This window comes from Micromonospora fulviviridis (assembly GCF_014648395.1).
Classification (GTDB): Bacteria; Actinomycetota; Actinomycetes; order Mycobacteriales; family Micromonosporaceae; genus Micromonospora; species Micromonospora fulviviridis.
Genome location: NZ_BMRA01000002.1, coordinates 479552 through 502025, shown reverse-complemented (window position 1 = coordinate 502025; position 22474 = coordinate 479552). Strand labels below are relative to the sequence as shown.

Genomic DNA, 22474 nt, shown 5'->3' with positions numbered 1-22474 from the left:
GGGACGGTCAGCGCAGCCCGCGCAGCCCGCGCAGCACGTGCAGGACGCCGAGCAGCGCCAGCCCGGCCGCGGCCAGCGCGGTCAGCGGGATCGACCAGCGCTGCGCGCCCCGCGGCCCGGCGCCGGTGGCCCGGCGCCAGTCGACCACGAGGACGCCCAGCCAGGTGATCACCGCCAGCCCGGCCAGCAGCGCGTCGAACGCGCGGCCGGTGAACGCCAGCCGCAGCTCCAGCACCAGGATCGCGGTGACCGCGAGCAGGGTCCGCCGCCAGGCCAGCCGGGTGCGTTCCGGTTGCAGTCCCGGGTCCCGGCTCACCGGCGGCCCCGGGCCAGCACGGCGACCACCAGCAGCAGCGCGCCCACCGCGACGACCAAGGCCAGGACGGCCGGGAAGCGGGACGCGGGCAGTTCCTCGCCCAGCCGGATGGCCCGTTCGGTGCGGGCCCAGTGGTCCACTGCCCGGACCGCCACCGTGGCGCCGAGCAGCAGCAACGCGACGGCGATCACCTCCCGCAGGTGGGCGACGGGGAGCGGGGGGAGGAACTGCGCGGCGGCCAGCCCGCCGGCGATCAGCGCCAGCCCGGTGCGCAGCCAGGCCAGGAAGGTCCGCTCGTTGGCCAGCGAGAAGCGGTAGTCCGGAGTGCTGCCCACGGACCGCAGCTCGCGCGGGTCGAACCAGCGCCTGATCGTCTCCCACACGTCGCCGATTATCCGCTTTGCCCGGTGCCTAGCCTGAAGGGATGACCGATCTTGATGCGCGGAGCCTGCGCGACGCCTACGACACCCAGATCCGCCCGGAGATCCCGGACCCGCTGCCGGCCGGGGTGACCGTCGACCGGGACGGCCCACTGGTCCGGATCCTCGGCCTGGACCAGCGCGGATTCATCACGTACCGGACCCTGGACGGGTTGTCCGGCGCCGAGCTGGACGCCCTGATCGCCCGGCAGGTCGAGTTCTTCCGCGCCCGGGGCGAGGGGGTCGAGTGGAAGCTCAACGGGCACGACGAACCGGCCGATCTGGGTGATCGGCTGCGCGCCGCCGGTTTCGTGCCGGAGGACCTGGAGACCGTCGTGGTCGGCCCGGTCGCGGCCCTGGCCGCCGCCGTCCCGATGCCGCCCGAGGGGGTACGCCTGCGCGAGGTCACCAGCCGGGAGGACCTGGAACGGATCGCCGCCATGGAGGAGGCGGTCTGGGATGAGGACCGGAGCCACCTGGTGACCGGGCTGGCCCGGGAGATCGAGGCCGACCCGCAGTCGATCACGGTCGTGGTGGCCGAGGCGGGCGACACCGTGGTCAGCGCCGGTTGGGTGCGCTACCTGCGCAACACCGGTTTTGCCACGCTCTGGGGCGGCTCGACCCTGCCGGAGTGGCGGCGCAGGGGCGTCTACCGGGCGCTGGTGGCGTACCGGGCGCGGCTGGCCGAGCAGCGCGGCAAGACGCTGGTGCAGGTGGACTGCTCGCCGGACAGCCGGCCGATCCTGGAGCGGCTCGGGCTCGTTGCGGTCACCACCACCACCCCGTACGTCTACACTCCGTGATCATGGAGCGGTTGACGGCGGACGAGCAGCTCACCCTCAAGACCGGAGCGTTCGGGGCCGTGTTCCTGGTCTCCAACGCCGTGCCCGGGATGCTGGCCATGGTGCGGGAGAGCATCGCCGCGTCCGGGGCGCTGGGCGACGCCAGCGGGGTGGTCAAGGAGGCCCTCACCACCGGCCCGCTGCCGCAGCTGCCGCGGGACTCGGCGCTGGAGATCGAGGCGATCGTGCTGCCGGCGCTGGGCCGGGCCGTGGAGATCCTGCGGGCCAAGTCGCCGGGGGACGTCCAGTCGTACCGGTCGGTGGTGCTGGCCGCCGCCGACCGGGTGGCGCAGGCCCATCGGGGGATCGCGCCCGCGGAGGCGGCGGTGATCGACAGGATCAGGCAGGCGCTGGCCGAGCCCGCCTGACCGGCTCGGCCGACCAGAGCGCCCGCACGCTGGCGCGGACGCAGCGGTCACGGGCCCGGCCGCAGGCGCACCGGTAGGTGTCCGCGAGCATCCGGCGGCAGCCCCGGGGGGCGGTACGCGGGCCGCCCGCCGCCTCAGTTGAAACGTGCTTTTCCGACATGTCCGTCACCTCCCTGTTTCGGGAGCTTACCCGGCGCGACGGGCTCCGGTGAGCTGTGTCACTCTGAGGCTCCGGGGAGCGGATGCTACTTGCGGGTAACATTGCCCCGTGGGCAACTGCACAGCCCCGCGCGGTTGACCGAACGTTAAGTCACGCGCGAGGCTGCGCCCGTGACCGGGCGAGTGATCGCTACACCAAACAGGAGGGTCGTCGAAGCGCGATGAACATCGTCGTACTCGTCAAGCAGGTGCCCGATTCGGGCGCGGACCGCAACCTGCGTCCTGACGACAACACCGTCGACCGCGGTTCGGCGAACAACGTCATCAACGAGATGGACGAGTACGCCATCGAGGAGGCGCTGAAGATCAAGGAGGCGCACGGCGGCGAGGTCACCGTCCTGACCATGGGTCCGGACCGGGCGACCGAGTCGATCCGCAAGGCGCTCTCCATGGGGCCGGACAAGGCCGTGCACGTGGTGGACGACGCGCTGCACGGGTCCTGCGCCGTGGCCACCTCGAAGGTGCTCGCCGCCGCCCTGGGGCAGCTCAACGCCGACCTGGTCATCTGCGGCGCGGAGTCGACCGACGGCCGGGTCCAGGTCATGCCGCACATGATCGCCGAGCGGCTGGGCGTGGCCGCCCTGACCGGCGCGCGCAAGCTCACCGTCGACGGCGCCACCCTGACCGTCGAGCGGCAGACCGAGGAGGGCTACGAGGTGGTCACCGCCTCGACCCCGGCCGTCGTCTCCGTCTGGGACACCATCAACGAGCCGCGCTACCCCTCCTTCAAGGGCATCATGGCCGCCAAGAAGAAGCCGGTGCAGACGCTCTCCCTGGGTGACCTGGGCGTCGCCCCCGCCGAGGTGGGCTTCGACGGCGCCACCAGCGCCGTGCTCGAGCACTCCAAGCGCCCGCCGCGCTCCGGCGGCGAGAAGATCACCGACGAGGGCGAGGGCGGCGTGAAGCTGGTCGAGTTCCTCGCCACCGAGAAGTTCGTGTGAGAGGTCTGGACATGTCTGAGGTTCTCGTCGTCGTCGAAGCCACCAAGGAATTCGGCGTCAAGAAGGTCACCCTGGAGATGCTCACCCTCGCCCGCGAGCTGGGCACCCCGAGCGCGGTCGTGCTCGGTGGCGCCGGAGCCGCCGAGGCGCTGAGCGCCAAGCTGGGCGAGTACGGCGCGGAGAAGGTCTACGCCGCCGAGGGCGAGGAGATCGACGGCTACCTGGTGGCCCCGAAGGCCACCGTGCTGGCCGAGCTGGTCCGGCGGGTGCAGCCGGCCGCCGTGCTGCTCGCCTCCTCCCAGGAGGGCAAGGAGATCGCCGCCCGCCTGGCCGTCAAGCTGGACAACGGCATCCTGACCGACGTGGTGGCCCTCGCCGCCGACGGCACCGCCACCCAGGTCGCCTTCGCCGGCTCCACCATCGTCAAGTCCAAGGTCACCAAGGGCCTGCCGCTGGTCACCGTCCGGCCCAACTCGCTCAACCCGACCCAGGCCGCGGCCACCCCGGCCGTCGAGCAGCTCACCGTGTCGGTCTCCGACGCCGACAAGCTGGCCAAGGTCGTCGAGCGGGTCGCCGAGCAGAAGGGCTCCCGCCCCGAGCTCACCGAGGCGTCGGTCGTCGTCTCCGGCGGTCGTGGCGTCGGCAACGCCGACAACTTCAAGCTGGTCGAGGAGCTGGCCGACCTGCTCGGCGGCGCGGTCGGCGCGTCCCGCGCGGCGGTCGACTCCGGCTTCTACCCGCACCAGTTCCAGGTGGGCCAGACCGGCAAGACCGTCTCCCCGCAGCTCTACGTCGCGCTGGGCATCTCCGGCGCGATCCAGCACCGGGCCGGCATGCAGACCTCGAAGACCATCGTCGCGGTGAACAAGGACGCCGAGGCGCCGATCTTCGAGCTGGCCGACTTCGGCGTGGTCGGCGACCTGTTCAAGGTCGTCCCGCAGGCCGCCGAGGAGATCCGCAAGCGCAAGTGACCCCGTCATGACACGAGCCGCCGTCCGGTGATCCGGGCGGCGGCTCGCGTGTGTCGCGGGCCCTTCCGTGCGGTGGAAGGGAGCTGATCGGCGGGCCGGGGAGCTGAGCCGGCCCGCCGATCAGCCCGTCAGGGTGCCCCTCAGCAGGCTGTCGCCGGAGTGGGCGGGCTTGTTGTCGAACTGTTCGGCGGAGACGTCGACCACCGAGTAGGTCCGGAGGTCCACGTTCGGGGGCATCGGCAGCAACTCGTCTCCCGACGCCTTGCTCAGCGTACCCAAGGAGAACATCTCCATCGTCTTGGGATCGATCAGCCAGACCTCGTAGTACCCCGGAACGCTCGGGAGATTCGCCACGTGCAGGTGGAGCTGGTTGCCGCCGAGCACCCGGGCGTCACCCGAGGCGTCCTTCGGCGTCGCCCCGAACGCGGCCAGCGGCGCGCTGGCCAGCACCGTCGGCTGCGGCGCCGGCTCGTCACCCCCGCCCAGCACCACGGCGGTGCCCACCACGCCGATCACGGCGGCGGCGGTGGCGGTGACCGCCGTGGTGGCCCAGCGGGGCCAGCGGCGGCTGCGGCGCGGGCGCGGCGCGGCGGCCGGTCCGGCCGGCTCACCCGAGTGCGGCGGGCGCCGGTCGCTCAGCGCGGGCAGCTCCTCGGCGGCGCCGATCTCGGCGACGATGCCCTGCCAGACGTGCTCCGGCGGATCGGGCAGGTCGGTCAGCCCCTGGGTGCCGGCGCCCAGCCCGGCGACGTGCTGGAGCGTCTCCAGCTCGCCGCGGCAGTGCCCGCAGGTGTCGAGATGGGTGGCCTCACGGTCCGCCGCCTCGCTCTCACCGAGCGCCAGAAAGACCAGCCGGTCGTGGTCCAGGTGCTGCACCGTCCACCTCCCATCTGCGTTTCAGGCTCTGCATGCCGCGCCGGATATGGCTCTTGACCGTACCGAGCGGCACTCCGGTCACGGTCGCGATCTGCTGGTGGGTCAGGTCGTCGTAGAACGCCAGCTCCAGCATCCGGCGCTGGTCGTCGGGGAGCCGGGCCAACTCGTCGGCGACCACCAGCCGGTCGACCACCGTGTCCGGATCCGGACCGGTCGACACCGGCTCGGGCAGCTGTCGCACCGTCTCGACCACCCGGGTCTCCCGGGCCGTGGCCCGGATCCGGTCGACCACCTTGCGTCGCCCGATGCCGAGCAGCCAGCCGACCAGTGAACCCTTCACCGGGTCGAACGTCTCCCGGCCGAGCCAGGCGGCCACGAAGGTCGCCTGGGTCACGTCCTCGGCGTCGCTCCGGTTGACCAGCGTCGTGGTGGCCAGGTGCAGCACCGCGCGGCCGTACCGGTCGTACGCCTCCCGCAGGGCCGCCTCGTCGCCGTCGCGGAACCGTGTCGCGAGGTCGTCGTCGCCCGGCGGCTCGGGGCCCTGCGATGGCACCGTCACGGGGCGGCTCGCCTTCCTTGGGGCATGCCGAACTGTAACTCCCACAGCCCTCGCCCCACTCTCCCGGTGTGTCCGTCGGTCCCCCGTCACCTCCCCATTCGTCGGCGGGGGCCGGTCCGGATGCACCGCCGGCGGGAAAAAGAAATCGGATCCGGGGCGCATCCGGGCGCGACGGAGCCGGCGTAACCCGTTCTGCAAGCCAGGCCTGACGAATGAGCACCAACCACCAGGAGGCAGACAATGCAGTTCGCCATGTTCCGTCGGGTCGCCGCGATCGGCGCGGTGTCCGCCCTGACGTTCGCCGGCGTCGGCGCCGCCACCATGAGCCCGGCCTACGCCGCCTCGTCCAAGGTCTCCGTGGTCCACGGCATCCCGGACACCCCGGTCGACGTGTACGTCAACGGCAAGAAGACGCTGGACAACTTCAAGCCCGGCGACGTGGCCGGCCCGCTCACCCTCCCCGAGGGGAAGTACGACATCGCCCTGACCAAGCCCGGTGAGGCGGTCGACAAGGCGATCCTCAAGGTGGACGACGCCGCGGTGCCGGGCGGGGCGAACATCAGCCTCGCCGCCCACCTGAGCGCCGACGGCAAGCCGCAGATCACCCCGTTCGCCAACGACGTGTCCAAGGTGGACGCGGGCAAGGCCCGGCTGATCGTGCGGCACACCGCCGCCGCGCCGGCCGTCGACGTGCGGGCCGGTGGCAAGCCGGCCTTCGAGGGCCTCACCAACCCGAAGGAGGCGAAGGCCGACGTGGCCGCCGGCACGGTCAAGGCCGACGTGGTGCTCGCCGGCACCGACACCGTGGCCATCGGCCCGGCCGACCTGAACCTCAAGGAGGGCACCGCCACGATCGTCTACGCGATCGGCTCCGCCGACGCCAAGAACCTGGACCTGGTCGCCCAGACGATCAGCGGGCTGCACTCGGCTCCGGGCGGCGTGCCCAGCGGCACCGGCGGCCAGGCCGGCACCGGCGTGGACACCTGGTGGTACGTGCTGGCCGGCGCCGGCGTGCTGCTCCTGGTCGGCGGCGGGGCGCGGGTGGCCACCGCCCGGGCCGGTCGCCGGTGACGGTGCGCAACCGCGGGGCGCTGGCGGCGATGGCCGCCGGCGCCGCCGCGCTCACCGTCGCGGGGGTGGTGGCGTGCGGGTCCCGACCCGCCGAGGACGTCGGCGCCGACGAGGCGGCGGCCCTGGCCAGCACCACGCCCGCCCCGACGCCCACGACCACGGCCTCGGGTGACCCGTCGGTGCCGGTGAACGCGGGCACCCTGCCGGCGGCCGGGGCGACGGTCCCGCCGGTGCGGCTGCGCATCCCGCCGATCGGGGTCGCCGCCACGGTCAACCCGGTCGGCATCAACCAGCGCACCGACGAGTTCGAGGTGCCGCCCAGCGTCGACCAGGTCGGCTGGTACCGCTACGGCCCGGGCCTGGAGGCCGGGACCGGCTCGGTCGTGATCGCCGGCCACGTCGACAGCGCCGACCAGGGCAAGGGGGCGTTCTTCCGGCTGCGCGAGCTGGACCGGGGGGACACCCTCACCGTCACCGGCTCCGACGGCCGGGAGCGCCCCTACCGGGTGGTGGCCCGGGAGGAGTACGCGAAGACGGGGATCCCGCTCGACCGGTACTTCGCCCGGGACGGCAGCCCCCGGCTCACCCTGATCACCTGCGGCGGCCCGTTCGACGCGAAGACCCGGCACTACCGGGACAACATCGTCGTCACCGCGGTTCCCGCGTGAGCGCGAGGAGTGAGCCGGGTTTGCGAGCCCCGCAGTCGCGAACGAAGGACGGCTCTGCGTGAGCGCGAGGAGTGAGCCGGGTTTGCGAGCCCCGCAGTCGCGAACGAAGGACGGCTCCGCGTGAAGTGTCCGGACCGTCCGTCCCTACCCCCGTACGGGACGGGCGGTCCGGCATCCGGCGGCACGCCCGTCGGCCGTTAGGCTGAACGGTGATGGCATACCTGGATCACGCGGCGACGACCCCGATGCTCGACGAGGCACTCGAGGCGTACGTCGCCACGGCCCGCGAGGTGGGCAACGCGTCGTCGCTGCACGCGGCGGGCCGGCGCGCCCGGCGGCGGGTGGAGGAGTCCCGCGAGCGGGTGGCCGCCGTGCTCGGCGCCCGCCCGTCCGAGGTGATCTTCACCGGGGGTGGCACGGAGAGCGACAACCTCGCCGTCAAGGGCATCTTCTGGGCCGGCCGCGCCGCTCGCGCCGAGCGGATCCGGGTGGTCTCCAGCGCCGTCGAGCACCACGCCGTGCTGGACGCGGTGGACTGGCTGGCCGGGCACGAGGGCGCCGAGGTCGGCTGGTTGCCGGTCGACGCCGCCGGCCGGCTCGACCCGGAGCGGCTCCGCGCCGAACTGGCCGCGCACGGTGACCGGGTGGCCCTGGTCACGGCCATGTGGGCCAACAACGAGGTGGGCACCGTGCAGCCGGTGGCCGAGCTGGCCGCGGTCGCGGCCGAGCACGGGGTGCCCTTCCACACCGACGCGATCCAGGCGGTCGGCCAGGTGCCGGTCGACTTCGCCGCGAGCGGCGTCGCCGCGCTCACCGTCACCGGCCACAAGCTCGGCGGTCCGACCGGGGTCGGCGCGCTGCTGCTGGCCCGCGACGTCGCCGCCACCCCGCTGCTGCACGGCGGCGGCCAGGAGCGCGACGTCCGCTCGGGCACCCTCGACACCGCCGGCATCGTGGCCTTCGCGGTCGCCGTGGAGGCCGCGGTGAAGGGCCAGCAGGAGTACGCGGCCCGGGTCGCCGCGCTCCGCGACGACCTGGTCGAGCGGGTCCGGCAGGCGGTCCCCGAGGTGATCTTCAACGGTGACCCGACCGACCGGCTCCCCGGCAACGCGCACTTCTCCTTCCCGGGCTGCGAGGGGGACGCGCTGCTGCTGCTCCTCGACGCCCAGGGCATCGCCTGCTCGACCGGCTCGGCCTGCTCGGCCGGGGTGGCCCAGCCCTCGCACGTGCTGCTGGCCATGGGCGCCGACGACGACCGGGCCCGCTCGTCGCTGCGCTTCACCCTCGGTCACACCAGCACCAAGGCGGAGGTCGACGCCCTCATCGCGGCGCTGCCGGGCGCCGTGGAGCGGGCCCGCCGCGCGGCCGCCCTCCGCACGCCCCGCTGACCCGGATACCCTCGGTGATGACGAGGGGAGTGGGCTGGTGAGGGTTCTGGCGGCGATGTCGGGCGGGGTGGACTCCGCCGTGGCGGCGGCGCGCGCGGTGGAGGCCGGGCACGACGTGACCGGGGTGCACCTGGCGCTGGCCCGCAACCCGCAGACGTATCGCACCGGCGCCCGGGGCTGCTGCACCCTGGAGGACTCCCGGGATGCCCGCCGCGCCGCCGACGTGCTCGGCATCCCGTTCTACGTCTGGGACATGGCCGACCGGTTCCACGAGGACGTGGTGGACGACTTCGTGGCGGAGTACGCGGCGGGCCGTACCCCGAACCCGTGCCTGCGCTGCAACGAGAAGATCAAGTTCGCCGCGGTGCTGGACCGGGCCGTGGCCCTGGGCTTCGACGCGGTGGTCACCGGCCACCACGCGCGGCTCGGCGCGGACGGCCTGCTGCGCCGCAGCGTCGACGCGGCCAAGGACCAGTCGTACGTCCTCGCGGTGCTCACCCGGGCGCAGCTCGACCGGTCGATCTTCCCGCTCGGCGACTCGACCAAGGCCGAGGTGCGCGCGGAGGCCGCCCGGCGCGGCCTCGCCGTGGCCGACAAGCCGGACTCGCACGACATCTGCTTCATCGCCGACGGCGACACCCGGGGCTTCCTGTCCCAGCGGCTCGGCGAGGCCCCCGGCGAGGTGGTGGACGCGCTCACCGGCGCGGTGGTCGGCAGCCACACCGGCGCCTACCAGTACACCGTCGGTCAGCGGCGCGGCCTGCACCTGGACCGGCCCGCCGCCGACGGCCGGCCCCGCTACGTGCTCTCCATCACCCCGAAGACCAACACGGTCACGGTCGGCCCGGCCGAGGCCCTCGAGGTCGCCGAGGTGCGGGCCGCCCGTCCGGTCTGGACCGGCGGCGCGCGTCCCGACGGGCCGATCGAGTGCGAGGTGCAGCTGCGGGCGCACGGCGACGTGGTGCCGGCGACCGTGTCGCTGGACGCCGACGGGCTGCACGCCGAGCTGCGCCGCCCGGTCCGCGGGGTGGCCGCCGGCCAGGCGATCGTGGCCTACCGCCCGGACCCGGCCGGCGACGTCGTGCTCGGTTCGGCCACGATCACCGGCTGAGCCCCGGCGCGCGCTGGCCGGTGGATAGGCTGCGGCGGTGACTGAGACGACCTGGCCGTGGGGAGTGGGCACGGCGACGGGGATCGGGTCGTTGCCCGGCACCGACATCGCCGAAGCGCAGCGCATCGTGCTCGGTGAGCTGCCCAACCTGCCGCACCTGCCCGAACTGCCCGCCCGGGGCCCTGGCGCGGACCTGATCGGCCGTACCGGCGGCCTGCTCGTCGAGCTGCCCGTCGAGCTGTACGCGGCCCGCTGGCGGATCGCCCCGCGCCCCGGCAAGGACCTGCGCCGCGCCCGCGACCTGATGGAACGCGACCTCGACCAGCTCGCCGAGCAGGCCGAGGGGTACGCCGGCCCGGTCAAGGTCCAGGCCGCCGGTCCGTTCACCCTGGCCGCCTCGCTGGAGCTGCCGATCGGCGGCCGGCTGCTGCGCGATCCCGGCGCGGTCCGGGACCTGGCCGGGTCCCTCGGCGAGGGGCTGCGCGGGCACGTGGCGGCGGTCGCCCGGCGGCTGCCCCGCGCCACCGTGCTGCTCCAGCTCGACGAGCCGTCGCTGCCCACGGTGCTGGCCGGCCGGGTGCCCACCGAGAGCGGCTTCGGCACCCACCGGGCGGTCGGGTCCGAGGTGGCCCGCGCGCTGCTGCGCGGCGTGATCGAGGCGGCCGGCGTACCCACCGTGGTGCACTGCTGCGCGCCGGACGTGCCGCTGGAGCTGATCCGCACCGCCGGGGCCACCGGCGTCGCGCTCGACCTCGACCTGGTCACCGAGCTGGACCCGCTCGGCGAGGCGATCGACGCCGGGCTCGGGCTGCTGGCCGGCGCCGCGCCCGCGCTGCCGCCGGCCGGTCGCGCGCCGACCTCGGCCCAGGTCGCCGACCGGGTACGCCGCGTCTGGGACCAGCTCGGCTTCCCCCGCCGCCAGCTCGCAGAGCAGGTGGTGGTCACCCCCGCCTGCGGCCTGGCCGGGGCCACCCCGGCGTACGTGCGGACGGTCCTCGCCGCCTGCCGGGACGCCGGCCGCCGGCTCGCCGAGGAGTGAGGTTTCCCGTCGTACACCGGGGGCAGGATGACCGGCATGATTGGACAGCTGCGTTCCGTGGTGATCGACTGCCCCGATCCGCGCGCGCTGGCCGGCTTCTACGCGGAGCTGCTCGGCCTCCCGCTGATCGAGGACAACTCCGACGGTGACGACTGGGTGGTGCTCGGCGGCCCGCCGGGCCACCAGCCGCGTGTCGCCTTCCAGAAGGCGCTCGACCTGCGCGCCCCGGCCTGGCCCGACCCGGAGCGGCCGCAGCAGTTCCACCTCGACGTGACGGTCGACGACATCGAGGCCGCGGAGAAGGCGGCGCTGGCCCTCGGCGCGCGGCGGCTGCCCGGCGAGGGCGAGGGCTTCCGGGTCTACGCCGACCCGGCCGGGCACCCGTTCTGCCTCTGCTGGGACTGATCCGCCCCGGGCGCGGCTTGCGCGGGCGGGGCATGATCGCCACCGTGATCGACTCCGCCCCGCGCCGCGCCTCCGGTTCCTTCTTCGGCCTCGCCTACGGCGACGCCCTGGGCAAGCCCACCGAGTTCCTCACGGTCGCCGAGATCGTCCGCCGCTACGGTCCGGCCGGCCCGCGCGAGCTGACCGGCGACCCCGCGCTGGTCACCGACGACACCCAGATGGCGCTCGCGGTGGCCTGGGCGCTGCACGACGCGCCGGCCTGGACGGCGGAGGCGGTGGAGCCGTTGCTGCGGCGGCGGTTCATCGACTGGTCGGTCAGCCCGGACAACAACCGCGCGCCCGGGATGACCTGCCTGCGTGCCTGTGCCGAGCTGGACCGGGGCACCCGCTGGCAGGACGCGACGGTGGTCGGCTCGAAGGGCTGCGGGGCGAACATGCGGGTCACCCCGGTCGGGCTGCTCGACGTCGACCTCGACACCCTCGCCGGGTTGGCCCAGCTCCAGGCCGGCCTGACCCACGGCCACCCGACCGGTCTGGCGGCCAGCGAGCTGACCGCGTACGCGGTCCGGCTGCTGCGCGACGGCGCCGCGCTGCCCGAGCTGCCCGGGCTGCTCACCGACCGGGCCCACGCCCAGCGCACGGTCTACCGGGGCGACTGGCTCGGCGACCTGTGGCAGCGCGCGGGCGAGCGCACGCCGGAGGAGTTCATCGCCCGGGGCTGGGACGAGTGCCTGCGCGTACTCGGCCGGCTCGACGCGGCGCTGGCCCGCCCCGACGACGGCGGCGACCCGTGCCGGCTCACCGGCGAGGGCTGGATCGCGGAGGAGGCGCTGGCCACCGCGCTGCTCTGCGCCCTGCGGCACGCCGACGACCCGGTCGGCGCGCTGGCCCGGGGCGCCACCACGGCCGGCGACTCGGACTCGATCGCCGCCCTGGCCGGCGCCTTCGTCGGCGCCGCCCACGGCATGTCGGCCTGGCCGCCCGCCTGGTCCACCCGCATCGAATACGCCGACCAGCTGCACACCCTGACCGCCCCGCTGGACTAACCGCCCGCGGCCCCCCGGTTGATCATGAAGTTGCCGTCGCGACACGCCGGAGAGCGGGCCGACAACATCATGATCGATCCGGTCGGGCGGGGGGTGGGGGCGAGGGTCGGGTGGGGTCAGGCCGTCAGGTGGGGGAGGCGGCGGACGGCCTGCCAGAGGTCGGGGTCGCAGGGGCCGGCACGGTCCTCGAAGGCGGCGACGGGGAGCGGGATGGGGTCGCTGATGTCCAGGAAGCTGTCGTGGTCGGCGTTCGGGTCCCAGCTCCGGGTCGGGATCGGCACGTGGTCGTCCCGGTCCGACTTGTCCTGACTGGTGATCTTCAGGACGTCGGCGTCCCGGCCGCCGGCCCGCAGCACGAGGCAGGGGCGCACCTTCGAGCCGGTCCCGTCGGCGTAGGGCACGTCGGCCCACCAGATCTCCCCGGGCCGGGGCGCCGTCGCCGGACCCCGCCCGGCGTCCCGCGGCCGCGGCGCCGCGCCGGTACGCCCGCGCCCCGGTTCGCCGCCCGGGCGGCCGCCGTCCGGCCCACCGCCGGGACGGGTGCCGCCGCGCCCCGGACGTGCCCCGCTGCGCGCGCCTGTTCCGGAGCGGGAGCCACGACGGGACCTGCCGTCCACCGCGCCCGGCCCCCCGGCCCGGCGCCCCGCCTCCGCCGACCGGTTCGCGGCCCGGCGCCGCCACTCGCCCCACAGCCAGCCGGCCGCGACACAGCCCACGATCACCGCCGCCCAGAGCAGCCCGTCCCGCATGCGTACCCCGCCCTTCCCGCCCGTGCCGACCCACCACCGCCCGGCGATCCTCGCACGCCAACCACCCCGCCGCCCGGCACCACAACCCCCCGGCCGTCTAGTTGATCATGAAGTTGGCGGGGTGGAATGTCCGCTTCGAGGCCGCCAACTTCATGATCGACGGGGAACGGAACGACGGGGCGGGGGCGGTTGTCAGGCCCGCCCGCTACCGTGCGGGAGTAGCACGATCACGGGAAGGCGGCAGGGTGTCCGAAGAAGCGATTCCCCAGGCGGTCAGCGCCGCGCAGGAGGCGGCGGCGGGCGCCGAACCCACCCCCGAGGCGCGGGAGCGGCACGCCACGCTGAGCCAGGAGCTCACCGAGCACCAGTACCGCTACTACGTGCTGGACGCGCCGACCGTCTCCGACGCCGAGTTCGACAAGCAGCTGCGCGAGCTGGAGGCCCTGGAGGCGGAGTACCCGGCCCTGCGCACCCCCGACTCGCCGACCCAGCGCGTCGGCGGCACCTTCTCCACCGACTTCACCCCGGTCACCCACGCCGAGCGGATGCTCTCGCTCGACAACGCCTTCGCCGACGAGGAACTGGCCGCCTGGGCCGAGCGGGTCGAGCGGGACGCCGGCGGCCCGGTGCCCTACCTCTGCGAGCTGAAGGTCGACGGCCTGGCCATCAACCTGACCTACGAGAAGGGGCGGCTGGTCCGGGCCGCCACCCGGGGCGACGGGCGCACCGGTGAGGACGTCACCGCCAACGTCCGCAGCATCCGCGACGTGCCGGCCCGGCTGACCCCCTCCGACGACTTCCCCGACGTACCGGAGTTCCTCGAGGTGCGCGGTGAGATCTACTTCCCGGTGGCCGGCTTCGCCGACCTCAACGCCGGCCTCGTCGAGCAGGGCAAGGCGCCGTTCGCCAACCCGCGCAACGCGGCCGCCGGCAGCCTGCGCCAGAAGGACCCGCGGATCACCGCCTCCCGGCCGCTGCGCCTCGTGGTGCACGGCATCGGCGCCCGCCGGGGCTTCCAGCCGGCCGCGCAGTCCGAGTCCTACGCGGCGCTCAAGGCGTGGGGGCTGCCGACCAGCGACCGCTGGCGGGTGGTGCCCGACCTGGCCGGGGTGGCGGAATACATCTCCTACTACGCCGAGCACCGGCACGACGTCGAGCACGAGATCGACGGCGTGGTGGTCAAGGTCGACCCGGTCTCCATCCAGGGGCGGCTCGGCTCGACCAGCCGCGCGCCACGCTGGGCCATCGCCTTCAAATACCCGCCCGAGGAGGTGACCACGAAGCTGCTCGACATCGACGTCAACGTCGGGCGCACCGGCCGGGTCACCCCGTTCGCCGTCCTCGAACCGGTCCGGGTGGCCGGCTCCACGGTCGCCCTGGCCACCCTGCACAACGCCCGCGAGGTCGAGCGCAAGGGCGTGCTCATCGGCGACACGGTGGTGCTGCGCAAGGCCGGCGACGTCATCCCCGAGGTGCTCGGCCCGGTGGTCGACCTGCGCCCCGCCGACGCCCGCCCGTTCGTCATGCCCACCGCCTGCCCGGCCTGCGGCACCCCGCTCGCACCGGCCAAGGAGGGCGACGTCGACATCCGCTGCCCCAACTCGCGCAGCTGCCCGGCGCAGCTCCGGGAGCGGGTCTTCCACCTGGCCGGCCGGGGCGCCTTCGACATCGAGGTGCTCGGCTACAAGGGCGCCGCCGCGCTGCTCGACGCCGGGATCATCCACGACGAGGGCGACCTGTTCGCCCTCGACGCCGAGCAGCTCTCCCGCTCGCCATTCTTCGTCAACAAGGACGGCACCCTGGGCAGCAACGCCACCAAGCTGCTCGACAACCTGGCCGTGGCCAAGGAGCGGGAGCTGTGGCGGGTGCTCGTCGCGCTCTCCATCCGGCACGTCGGCCCGACCGCGGCACAGGCGCTCGCCCGGCACTTCCGCTCGGTCGAGGCGATCGACGCGGCGAGCGAGGAGGAGCTGTCCTCGGTGGACGGGGTCGGCCCGACCATCGCGGCCAGCATCAAGGAGTGGTTCGCCGTCGACTGGCACCGCGAGGTGGTGCGCAAGTGGGCCGAGGCCGGCGTACGGATGGCCGAGGAGGCCGGCGAGGAGGGGCCGCGCCCGCTCGAAGGGGTGACCGTGGTGGTCACCGGCACGCTGGCCGGGTTCAGCCGCGACCAGGCGTCCGAGGCGATCCAGAGCCGGGGCGGCAAGGTCACCGGCTCGGTCTCCAAGAAGACCGGCTTCGTGGTGGTCGGCGACAACCCCGGATCCAAGGCCGACAAGGCGGCCAGCCTGAAGCTGCCGATCCTCGACGAGGACGGTTTCCGGGTGCTGCTGGAGTCCGGCCCGGACGCGGCCCGGAAGGTGGCGCGCATCGAGGACTGAGCGGTCCTCCCGGCGGCGCCTGCCGCGTATTCCAACTTAATTACGACTACGACCGATTCGTGACTGTCGTGTCGGGGAAATCGGCACCGAGGGCGTTTCATTGGCGTACGGCGCGTGACGGCGCGCGCCAGGGCCGATCCCGGGAGGTGCGATGGAGAACGGCGACCCCCGAAACTCCGTCCCGCCCGGGCGGGCCGGGCCGTTCTTCGGCTTCGTCAGCGTGGTCGGCGTCCTGGCCCTGCTCGTCTCGGCCGGGCCGCTGGCCGCGCTCCCCGACGAGCTGCCCCACCTGCCGGCCGCCTTCTGGACCATGGCGGCGCTCGCCGTCGCCTGCGACGCCCGCCCGTTCGTGCCGCCCGGTCGGCGCCAGACCTCGGCGGTCTTCCCGTCGACCTGCTTCACCTTCGCCATCCTGCTCGGCTGGGGGCTCGGCCCGGCCGTCGCGGTGCAGGCCGTGGCGGTGGCCGTCTCCGGCTGGCGGCTCGGCTACGCCGGCTGGCGCACCGCCTTCAACGGGGCCCAGTACGCGTGCGCGCTGGCCGCCGCGTACGTGGTCACCCGGCTCGGCCCGGGCGAACTCTTCGACGGGGGCCGGCTGCACTGGACCGACGTGGCGGCGGTGGGCGGCGCCACGGCCGCCTGGTTCGTGGTCAACTACGGCCTGGTCAGCTCCGCGATCCGGCTGCGGTTCGGTGACCGCTGGTGGCCCAGCATCCGGCTCGGCCTGGCCTACGAGCTGCTCTCCACCGGCTCGCTGCTGCTGCTCGCCCCGGTGCTGGTGGCCGCCGCCCGGGCCAGCGCCGCGCTGATCCCGCTGGTGCTGGTGCCGCTGTTCGCGGTCTACCGGATGGCCCGGCTCTCCGCCGAGCGGGAACAGCTCGCCGACCTCGACCCGCTGACCGGGCTGCCCAACCGCAAGGCCCTGCTCACCGAGGTGGCCGAGCAGGTGCACCTGCACGCCGAGCGGGCGGCCCGCGGCGAGCCGGACGCCCACCTGGCCCTGCTGCTGCTCGACCTCGACCGGTTCAAGCATGTCAACGACGCGCTCGGGCACGCGGTGGGGGACCGGCTGCTGGTCGAGGTGAGCGCCCGGCTGATCGAGGTGGTCGGCGAGGAGGACCTGGTGGCGCGGCTCGGCGGCGACGAGTTCGCCATCGTCGTACCCCGGCTCACCGGCACCGACCAGGCCCGCGAGCGGGCCGACCGGGTGGTGGCCGCGCTCGCCGAGCCGGTGCCGCTGGACGGCCTGCCGCTGGACGTGGGGGGCTCCATCGGCATCGCCCTCTTCCCGGAGCACGGCGAGGACTTCGCCACCCTGATGCGCCACGCCGACGTTGCCATGTACGACGCGAAGCACCGCAACGACACGGTCGCCGTCTACGCACCCGAGTCCGACCACAACTCCGCCGAGCGGCTGAGCCTCCTCGCCGACCTGCGCCGCGTGCTGGAGGCCGGGCCGCCCGGCCCGGCCGGGGAGCCGGCCGGCGTACGCGGCGGCGACGGCGCGGCCCTCGCCCCGGCGCCCGGCCTGCCCGCCCCGGCGCGACCGGCCCGCGGCGACGCCCTGCCCCGCAACGGCGGCCGGGCCGGCGGGGCGCGACCCGGGGACGGGGCCGCGGACGGTTCCGGCGCCGCGCGTCCGGCGCCGCGCCGCGCCCTGGAGCGGTCGGGGCGGTGGGGGCTGCGGCGGCGCGAGCGGGTCGAGGTGCGGCACGACGACGAGCTGATCAACCGGATCGTCACGGGCGCCGACCCGATCCGCCGCCGGGCCGCGCGTCCGGCCACCCCCGAGAACCCGGCCGCCGCGCCCGGCGACGGCGACCGGCTCACCCCGGCCCTCGGCGGTGGGGCCGCGGGCGTGCCCGTGGAGCAGCCCGAGGCGGCACCCCACGGCCGGTCCGCGGTGGTGCCCGGCGGCCCGGCCGGGACCGTGCCCGCCGACGACCTGGAGCGCGGCGGTCCGGACCTGCCGGACGGCGGTCGCCGGGCGGCCGCCGCCGGTGACGCCGCGCCGGCCCCGACCCGGACGGCGGATCGGCGCGGCCAGGGCGGGGCCCGCCGCGGCAGCGGAAGCGGATCCACGGGGCTCGACGACCCGGCAGGGGATCCCGGCGAGATCACCATGTACTACCAGCCGCAGATCGCCATCGCGACGGGCGAGGTGGTCGGGGTCGAGGCGCTGCTGCGCTGGCGGCACCCGCGCCGGGGCATGGTCGACCCGGGGGAGCTGATCCAGGTCGCCGAGCAGAGCGCGGTGATGCGGCTGCTCACCCGCCGGGTGGTGGACGACGTGGTGGAGCAGCTCGCCAAGTGGTCGGCGGCCGGCCTCACGCTGCGCGCCGCGCTCAACGTCAGCGTCCGGGACCTGCACACCGGCGAGATCGCCGAGCAGATCGCCGACCGGCTGGCGCGGTACGGCCTCCCCCCGGACCGGCTCCAGGTGGAGATCACCGAGGGCGCGCTGATGGCCGACCCGCGGCGGGTGCTGGCCAGCATCACCCAGCTGCACCGGATCGGGGTCGGCATCGCGCTGGACGACTTCGGCACCGGCTACTCGTCGTTGCAGCACCTGCGCCGGTTGCCGCTGTCAGAGGTGAAGGTGGACCGGTCGTTCGTACTCGGGATGGCCGACGACCCCGACGACGCGGCGATCGTCCGGTCGATGATCGAGCTGGCCGGGGCGCTCGGGCTGCGGGTGGTGGCCGAGGGCGTGGAGGACGAGCGCACCTGGCGGCTGCTGCACGCCGCCGGCTGCGACGTGGCGCAGGGCTGGTTCCACGCCCGGCCCATGCCGGCCGAGGAGCTGGTCACCTGGCTGTCCCGGTACCGCCCGGTCCGCCCCGCCGTGGCCGCGGAGGGCGAGGGGCCGCGCCGCCCGCCCCGCTGACCGGTGTCCGGCGGGCGGGCACCGGGAGTCGGAGGCGTCGACCCGACCGGAGGGCAATAGACTCGCTCCGGTCACCGCGCGTCATCGTCACCGGCGAGCGCGCGGCCGGCACACCGCAGACGCAGCAGGACAGCCACGAAGGGGGCACCCGATGGCCGCCATCTCCCGCGAGGAGGTCGCGCACCTCGCGCGACTGTCGCGGCTCGCCGTCACCGAGGAGGAGTTGGACACCTTCGCCGGCCAGCTGGACGTGATCCTCCAGTCGGTCGCCCAGGTCGGCGAGGTCGCCGCGGCGGACATCCCGCCGACGTCCCACTCGGTGCCGCTGACCAACGTCCTCCGCGAGGACGTGGTGACGCCGTGCCTGACCCCGCAGGAGGCGCTGTCGGGTGCGCCCGACGCCGAGGAGCAGCGGTTCCGCGTCCCGCGGATCCTGGACGAGGATGTGGCTTCATGAGCGACCTGACCAAGCTCACCGCCGCCGAGATCGCCGGCCTGGTGGCGACCGGCGAGACCTCCGCCGTGGAGGTCACGCAGGCCCACCTGGACCGGATCGCCGCCGTCGACGAGCGGGTGCACGCCTTCCTGCACGTCGACACCGAGGGCGCGCTGGCCGCCGCCCGGAGCGTGGACGAGCGCCTTGCCGCCGGCGACGACCTGGGCCCCCTGGCCGGGGTGCCGGTCGCCGTGAAGGACGTGCTCACCACCAAGGGCGTGCCGACCACCGTCGGCTCGAAGATCCTGGAGGGCTGGCGCCCGCCGTACGACTCGACGGTCGTGCAGCGGCTGCGCGAGGCCGGCACGGTGATGCTCGGCAAGACCAACATGGACGAGTTCGCCATGGGCTCCTCCACCGAGTACTCGGCGTACGGCCCGACCCGCAACCCGTGGGACCTGGACCGCATCCCGGGCGGCTCGGGCGGCGGCAGCGCTGCGGCGCTCGCCGCGTACGAGGCGCCGCTGTCGATCGGCTCGGACACCGGCGGATCGATCCGCCAGCCCGGCGCGGTCACCGGCACCGTCGGGGCGAAGCCCACCTACGGCGGCACCTCCCGCTACGGCCTGGTGGCGTTCTCCTCCTCGCTGGACACCCCCGGCCCCTGCGCGCGCAACGTGCTGGACGCCGCGCTGCTGCACCAGGTGATCGGCGGGCACGACCCGCGCGACTCCACGTCCATCCCGGCCCCGGTGCCGGACGTGGTCGGCGCGGCGAAGCTCGGCGCGACCGGCGACCTGACCGGGGTGAAGCTCGGCGTGGTCACCGAGTTCACCGGCGAGGGCGCGGAGCCGGGCGTCATGGCCGCGTTCCGCGAGTCGGTGGAGGCTCTCGCGAAGCTGGGCGCCGAGATCGTCGAGATCTCCTGCCCGCACTTCAAGTACGCGCTGCCGGCCTACTACCTGATCGCGCCGAGCGAGTGCTCCTCCAACCTGGCCCGGTTCGACGGCGTCCGGTTCGGCCTGCGGGTCGGCGACGACGGCAACCGGTCCCTGGAGGAGGTCATGTCGCTGACCCGGGAGGCCGGCTTCGGCCCCGAGGTGAAGCGGCGCATCATGATCGGCACCTACGCGCTCTCCTCGGGCTACTACGACGCCTACTACGGGCAGGCGCAGAAGGTCCGCACCCTCATCACCCGGGACTTCACCGCCGCCTTCGAGCGGGTGGACGCGCTCATCTCGCCGACCACCCCGTTCGTGGCCTTCCCGATCGGGTCGCGCACCGCCGACCCGTACCAGATGTACCTGGCGGACCTGTTCACCATCCCGACCAACCTGTACGGCGGGCCGGCCATCTCGGTCCCGTGCGGCCTCTCCGAGGGGCTCCCGGTCGGCTTCCAGATCATGGCCCCGACCATGGCCGACGACCGGATGTACCGGGTCGCCGCCGCGCTGGAGTCCGCGGTCGGCACGTTCACCCCACCGGCACTCTGACGCACGACGTGGTCAACCGGCGCCGGCGGGCCTCCGCCGGCGCCGGTGGCGTACCCGGGGCGCGACGGACGGGCACAGCGGGGATCAGGCGAGGCCCCGGCGCCCGGCCTGCAACCCGGCCTGGAAGCGGGTACGGGCGCCGAGGGCGGCCAGGAGGGCGGACGAGCGACGGCCCAGGGTGCGTACGCTCACCCCGAGTTCGCGGGCGATGGCTTCGTCCTTGAGGCCGGTGGTGAGCAGTCCCAGCAGGCGCAGATCCAACTCGTCGGCCCCGGTCGTGGACTGCCCCGGGTCCCAGACCGGCAGCGGCGTGGCCTGCCCCCACAGCATCTCGAAGAGCTTCACCAGCGCCGACACCACCATCGGCGCGCGGATCACCAGCGCCGCGTCCACGGCCCGTTCGCTGGCCAGCGGCAGCAATGCCACCGAGCGGTCGCCAATCGCCAGTTTCAGCGGCACGTCCGTGTGCACCCGGGCCTCTTCCCCGGCCGCCACCGCCGCCATCGCCTGCTCGAAGGCGCCCGGCATCTCGAACGCCTCCGGCGCGTAGATCCCGCGTACGCGGGCCGCCCGGCCGAGCAGCTCGTTCTCGGGCGCGTTCGCGGCGGCCACCTCCTGCGCGTACGGCGGGCGGTCGAGGACCAGCAGTTCGCTCGTGACTCTGTGGGTGAGCTGGACGAACTGAGCCTCCACCGCGGCCCGGCCGGTGACGATCTCGAGTAGCTCGTCGGGGCTGGTCAGCAGGGCCTGGGGGAACTCCTCCGCGATCCGTTCCGCGGCTTGCCGGGCCGCCGCGAACTCCTCGGTGCGGCGGACCACGAGGGCGTTCACGGCGACGTCGGGGCGGGTCGCCAGCAGGCGGGTACCGGAGCCGACGAGGCGGCTGACGAAGCCGAGATCCTCCAGGCGGTCGGTCGCCGCGCGGACCACCCGCAGGCCTTCGCCGACCTGTTGGGCGAGCTCCGGCACGGTCGACTGTCGCCGGCGCAGCAGGGCCAGGTAGACCGACTCCTCCACCGGGGTCAGACCCAACGACTCGAACACCCGGGCCTCCTTCCGCGGCTGTCCGATCCAGGCCATGACCGGGCTCGGACACCCGAAACTGTGGCGATCGGCGCATGTCGACGGCTAGACATGCGTCATGATCCTCTCCCGTTTGAGCGGCGTGATCGTGCTGGCCGTCACGGCCGCCGGCGCCGTCAACCTCGCCTCCGCGTCCCCCGCCGCCGCTGCTGACGCCTGGCACCGCCCACAGTGCGGCACGGTGCAGGGCGACGGCTCGGTGACCTTCACCCGTAACGACGGGGCGTTCCTGGCCCCGACCACGACCCCGGTCAGCGCGGTGGCGTACCCCCGGCTCGTCGCGCTGACCACGCCGAACACCCTGGTGGCGATCTCGAAGAGGTCGATCCAGCGGTCCGTCGACGCCGGCTGCACCTGGCAGCGGATCGCTGCCACCGAGCTGGACCTGGCGACGTACGACCTGGCCGCCGGGCCGGACGGCACCGCGTACGCGTACGGCATCAACGACCAGCCGGTCTACCGGGTTCAGGGCGAGCAGGTGAGCGAGGCCGACGGCCCGGTCCCGGCCGACGGCGTGGCCGCGCTGGCGGTGGACCCGACCGACGCGCGGGCGCTGCGGGCGGTCAGCAAGGCCGGGCAGATCTACGACTCCGGCGACGGTGGCGCCACCTGGGCCGCCGTGGGGTCGCCGGCCGGCCCGGACCAGTACGTCTACAAGGCGGCCGTGGATCCCGTCGACCGAGCCCACGTCATCGTCGGCACCATGGGCAACGGCAGCTACGTGACGTTCGACGGCGGCCACAGCTGGACCCGGTCGTCCGGGGTCGGCGCCACCCCGCAGTCGAACGGCTTCTCCGTGGCCTTCTCCCCGGTGGATCCGCGGACGGTCTGGCTGGAGGGCTACGACCTCAGCCAGACCGACAACTCCGCCCGGCACATCTGGCGCTCGACGGACGGGGGGCGCAGCTTCGCGTCGGTGCTCGACGGCGCGGGGCCCACGCTGGTCAACGGCACCTCGCTGTGGCCGAGCCCGGTCGACCCGGACGTGCTCTATTTCCCGTACGGCACGTGGTTCGGCGGTTACGGAACCGATCTCTACCGGTACGACGCGTCGACCGGCCGGCTGACCTCACAGCACAACTCCCACGACGGCATCGCCGGGGTCGCCTTCAACCCGGCCGACCCCCGCGTGATGTACCTCGGCCTGGTCGAGGAGCGCTGACCTCCGGGCCCGCCCGGGGACGGCTTCCCCGGGCGGGTGGGGGC

General features: G+C 74.4%; 22 protein-coding genes. 16 read left to right on the top strand and 6 right to left on the bottom strand.

Annotation, left to right across the window (positions count from 1 at the left end; all coding sequences use genetic code 11):
• Nucleotides 1-7: 7 nt before the first annotated feature.
• Together IEY96_RS07280 and IEY96_RS07275 are read right to left on the bottom strand one after the other, a co-directional pair.
• Entirely contained in the window at nucleotides 8-316 is a 309-nt protein-coding gene (locus IEY96_RS07280) for a DUF202 domain-containing protein (RefSeq protein WP_189194011.1), read from the bottom strand.
• Nucleotides 313-699: a YidH family protein gene (locus IEY96_RS07275; RefSeq protein ID WP_189194010.1), complete on the bottom strand. Its 387-nt coding sequence runs from the start codon at nucleotides 697-699 to the stop codon at nucleotides 313-315. The genes IEY96_RS07280 and IEY96_RS07275 overlap by 4 nt, the downstream gene beginning before the upstream one ends.
• 41 nt (nucleotides 700-740) lie before the next feature.
• On the opposite strand from IEY96_RS07275, the gene IEY96_RS07270 reads away from it, so the two are divergent.
• The 4 genes from IEY96_RS07270 (at nucleotide 741) to IEY96_RS07255 (ending at nucleotide 4076) form a co-directional block, all read left to right on the top strand.
• Nucleotides 741-1538, top strand: coding sequence for a GNAT family N-acetyltransferase (locus IEY96_RS07270; protein WP_189194009.1), 798 nt, complete (start codon nucleotides 741-743; stop codon nucleotides 1536-1538).
• 2 nt (nucleotides 1539-1540) lie between these two features.
• Nucleotides 1541-1945 (top strand): hypothetical protein, encoded by a 405-nt coding sequence (locus IEY96_RS07265; RefSeq protein WP_189194008.1) that lies wholly within the window; start codon nucleotides 1541-1543, stop codon nucleotides 1943-1945.
• Nucleotides 1946-2325: 380 nt separating this feature from the next.
• Nucleotides 2326-3105, top strand: coding sequence for an electron transfer flavoprotein subunit beta/FixA family protein (locus IEY96_RS07260; protein WP_189194007.1), 780 nt, complete (start codon nucleotides 2326-2328; stop codon nucleotides 3103-3105).
• Between the two features lie 11 nt (nucleotides 3106-3116).
• A complete protein-coding gene (locus IEY96_RS07255) occupies nucleotides 3117-4076 on the top strand; it encodes an electron transfer flavoprotein subunit alpha/FixB family protein (protein ID WP_189194006.1) in 960 nt (319 codons plus the stop codon).
• A gap of 120 nt (nucleotides 4077-4196) precedes the next feature.
• On the opposite strand, the gene IEY96_RS07250 is transcribed toward IEY96_RS07255, so the two are convergent.
• Together IEY96_RS07250 and IEY96_RS07245 are read right to left on the bottom strand one after the other, a co-directional pair.
• Nucleotides 4197-4952 carry an anti-sigma factor gene (locus IEY96_RS07250; RefSeq protein WP_189194005.1) on the bottom strand — a complete coding sequence of 252 codons (756 nt, stop codon included), beginning with the start codon at nucleotides 4950-4952 and terminating at the stop codon, nucleotides 4197-4199.
• Nucleotides 4906-5511: an RNA polymerase sigma factor gene (locus tag IEY96_RS07245; protein ID WP_189194004.1), complete on the bottom strand. Its 606-nt coding sequence runs from the start codon at nucleotides 5509-5511 to the stop codon at nucleotides 4906-4908. The genes IEY96_RS07250 and IEY96_RS07245 overlap by 47 nt, the downstream gene beginning before the upstream one ends.
• A 240-nt stretch (nucleotides 5512-5751) precedes the next feature.
• Here IEY96_RS07245 and IEY96_RS07240 point away from each other — a divergent pair, with 240 nt between their 5' ends.
• From IEY96_RS07240 to IEY96_RS07210, 7 genes are all read left to right on the top strand, one after another.
• Complete coding sequence (locus IEY96_RS07240; RefSeq protein WP_189194003.1) at nucleotides 5752-6582, top strand: DUF4397 domain-containing protein; 831 nt, start codon at nucleotides 5752-5754, stop codon at nucleotides 6580-6582.
• A complete protein-coding gene (locus IEY96_RS07235) occupies nucleotides 6579-7250 on the top strand; it encodes a class F sortase (RefSeq protein WP_189194002.1) in 672 nt (223 codons plus the stop codon). The genes IEY96_RS07240 and IEY96_RS07235 overlap by 4 nt, the downstream gene beginning before the upstream one ends.
• Before the next feature lie 212 nt (nucleotides 7251-7462).
• A complete protein-coding gene (locus IEY96_RS07230; RefSeq protein WP_189194001.1) occupies nucleotides 7463-8638 on the top strand; it encodes a cysteine desulfurase family protein in 1176 nt (391 codons plus the stop codon).
• 37 nt (nucleotides 8639-8675) lie between these two features.
• A complete protein-coding gene (gene mnmA, locus IEY96_RS07225; RefSeq protein WP_189194000.1) occupies nucleotides 8676-9749 on the top strand; it encodes a tRNA 2-thiouridine(34) synthase MnmA in 1074 nt (357 codons plus the stop codon).
• A 37-nt stretch (nucleotides 9750-9786) separates the two neighbouring features.
• Nucleotides 9787-10788: a methionine synthase gene (locus tag IEY96_RS07220; RefSeq protein ID WP_189193999.1), complete on the top strand. Its 1002-nt coding sequence runs from the start codon at nucleotides 9787-9789 to the stop codon at nucleotides 10786-10788.
• Between the two features lie 36 nt (nucleotides 10789-10824).
• On the top strand, nucleotides 10825-11193 hold the full coding sequence (locus IEY96_RS07215) for a VOC family protein (protein ID WP_189193998.1): 369 nt from the start codon (nucleotides 10825-10827) through the stop codon (nucleotides 11191-11193).
• A 32-nt stretch (nucleotides 11194-11225) separates the two neighbouring features.
• Nucleotides 11226-12239, top strand: a complete 1014-nt coding sequence (locus IEY96_RS07210) for an ADP-ribosylglycohydrolase family protein (RefSeq protein ID WP_189193997.1) — start codon at nucleotides 11226-11228, stop codon at nucleotides 12237-12239.
• A gap of 116 nt (nucleotides 12240-12355) precedes the next feature.
• On the opposite strand, the gene IEY96_RS07205 is transcribed toward IEY96_RS07210, so the two are convergent.
• Nucleotides 12356-12988 (bottom strand): type II toxin-antitoxin system PemK/MazF family toxin, encoded by a 633-nt coding sequence (locus IEY96_RS07205; RefSeq protein WP_189193996.1) that lies wholly within the window; start codon nucleotides 12986-12988, stop codon nucleotides 12356-12358.
• Nucleotides 12989-13233: 245 nt separating this feature from the next.
• On the opposite strand from IEY96_RS07205, the gene ligA reads away from it, so the two are divergent.
• The 4 genes from ligA (at nucleotide 13234) to gatA (ending at nucleotide 20185) form a co-directional block, all read left to right on the top strand.
• Nucleotides 13234-15369 carry an NAD-dependent DNA ligase LigA gene (gene ligA / locus IEY96_RS07200; protein WP_189193995.1) on the top strand — a complete coding sequence of 712 codons (2136 nt, stop codon included), beginning with the start codon at nucleotides 13234-13236 and terminating at the stop codon, nucleotides 15367-15369.
• A gap of 151 nt (nucleotides 15370-15520) precedes the next feature.
• Nucleotides 15521-18256, top strand: coding sequence for a bifunctional diguanylate cyclase/phosphodiesterase (locus IEY96_RS07195; protein WP_189193994.1), 2736 nt, complete (start codon nucleotides 15521-15523; stop codon nucleotides 18254-18256).
• A gap of 151 nt (nucleotides 18257-18407) precedes the next feature.
• Entirely contained in the window at nucleotides 18408-18713 is a 306-nt protein-coding gene (gatC, locus tag IEY96_RS07190; RefSeq protein ID WP_091268917.1) for an Asp-tRNA(Asn)/Glu-tRNA(Gln) amidotransferase subunit GatC, read from the top strand.
• A complete protein-coding gene (gatA, locus tag IEY96_RS07185; protein WP_189193993.1) occupies nucleotides 18710-20185 on the top strand; it encodes an Asp-tRNA(Asn)/Glu-tRNA(Gln) amidotransferase subunit GatA in 1476 nt (491 codons plus the stop codon). Before gatC ends, gatA begins: the two co-directional genes overlap by 4 nt.
• A gap of 84 nt (nucleotides 20186-20269) precedes the next feature.
• On the opposite strand, the gene IEY96_RS07180 is transcribed toward gatA, so the two are convergent.
• The gene (locus IEY96_RS07180) at nucleotides 20270-21229 is read right to left on the bottom strand and encodes a helix-turn-helix domain-containing protein (protein ID WP_189193992.1); all 960 of its coding nucleotides are present in this window, start codon (nucleotides 21227-21229) and stop codon (nucleotides 20270-20272) included.
• Nucleotides 21230-21326: 97 nt separating this feature from the next.
• Between IEY96_RS07180 and IEY96_RS07175 the strand changes: the two genes are divergently transcribed.
• Complete coding sequence (locus IEY96_RS07175; protein ID WP_189193991.1) at nucleotides 21327-22430, top strand: sialidase family protein; 1104 nt, start codon at nucleotides 21327-21329, stop codon at nucleotides 22428-22430.
• The last annotated feature ends 44 nt before the right edge of the window (nucleotides 22431-22474 follow it).

What these genes read in the sequence shown, in the direction of transcription:
- IEY96_RS07265 (WP_189194008.1), top strand. Translation starts at nt 1,541, where the DNA reads ATGGAGCGGTTGACGGCGGACGAGCAGCTCACCCTCAAGACCGGAGCG.
- IEY96_RS07210 (WP_189193997.1), top strand. Translation starts at nt 11,226, where the DNA reads ATGATCGCCACCGTGATCGACTCCGCCCCGCGCCGCGCCTCCGGTTCC.
- IEY96_RS07270 (WP_189194009.1), top strand. Translation starts at nt 741, where the DNA reads ATGACCGATCTTGATGCGCGGAGCCTGCGCGACGCCTACGACACCCAG.
- IEY96_RS07175 (WP_189193991.1), top strand. Translation starts at nt 21,327, where the DNA reads ATGATCCTCTCCCGTTTGAGCGGCGTGATCGTGCTGGCCGTCACGGCC.
- IEY96_RS07260 (WP_189194007.1), top strand. Translation starts at nt 2,326, where the DNA reads ATGAACATCGTCGTACTCGTCAAGCAGGTGCCCGATTCGGGCGCGGAC.
- IEY96_RS07255 (WP_189194006.1), top strand. Translation starts at nt 3,117, where the DNA reads ATGTCTGAGGTTCTCGTCGTCGTCGAAGCCACCAAGGAATTCGGCGTC.
- gatA (WP_189193993.1), top strand. Translation starts at nt 18,710, where the DNA reads ATGAGCGACCTGACCAAGCTCACCGCCGCCGAGATCGCCGGCCTGGTG.
- IEY96_RS07230 (WP_189194001.1), top strand. Translation starts at nt 7,463, where the DNA reads ATGGCATACCTGGATCACGCGGCGACGACCCCGATGCTCGACGAGGCA.
- gatC (WP_091268917.1), top strand. Translation starts at nt 18,408, where the DNA reads ATGGCCGCCATCTCCCGCGAGGAGGTCGCGCACCTCGCGCGACTGTCG.
- IEY96_RS07195 (WP_189193994.1), top strand. Translation starts at nt 15,521, where the DNA reads ATGGAGAACGGCGACCCCCGAAACTCCGTCCCGCCCGGGCGGGCCGGG.
- IEY96_RS07240 (WP_189194003.1), top strand. Translation starts at nt 5,752, where the DNA reads ATGCAGTTCGCCATGTTCCGTCGGGTCGCCGCGATCGGCGCGGTGTCC.
- IEY96_RS07215 (WP_189193998.1), top strand. Translation starts at nt 10,825, where the DNA reads ATGATTGGACAGCTGCGTTCCGTGGTGATCGACTGCCCCGATCCGCGC.
- IEY96_RS07205 (WP_189193996.1), bottom strand. Translation starts at nt 12,988, where the DNA reads ATGCGGGACGGGCTGCTCTGGGCGGCGGTGATCGTGGGCTGTGTCGCG.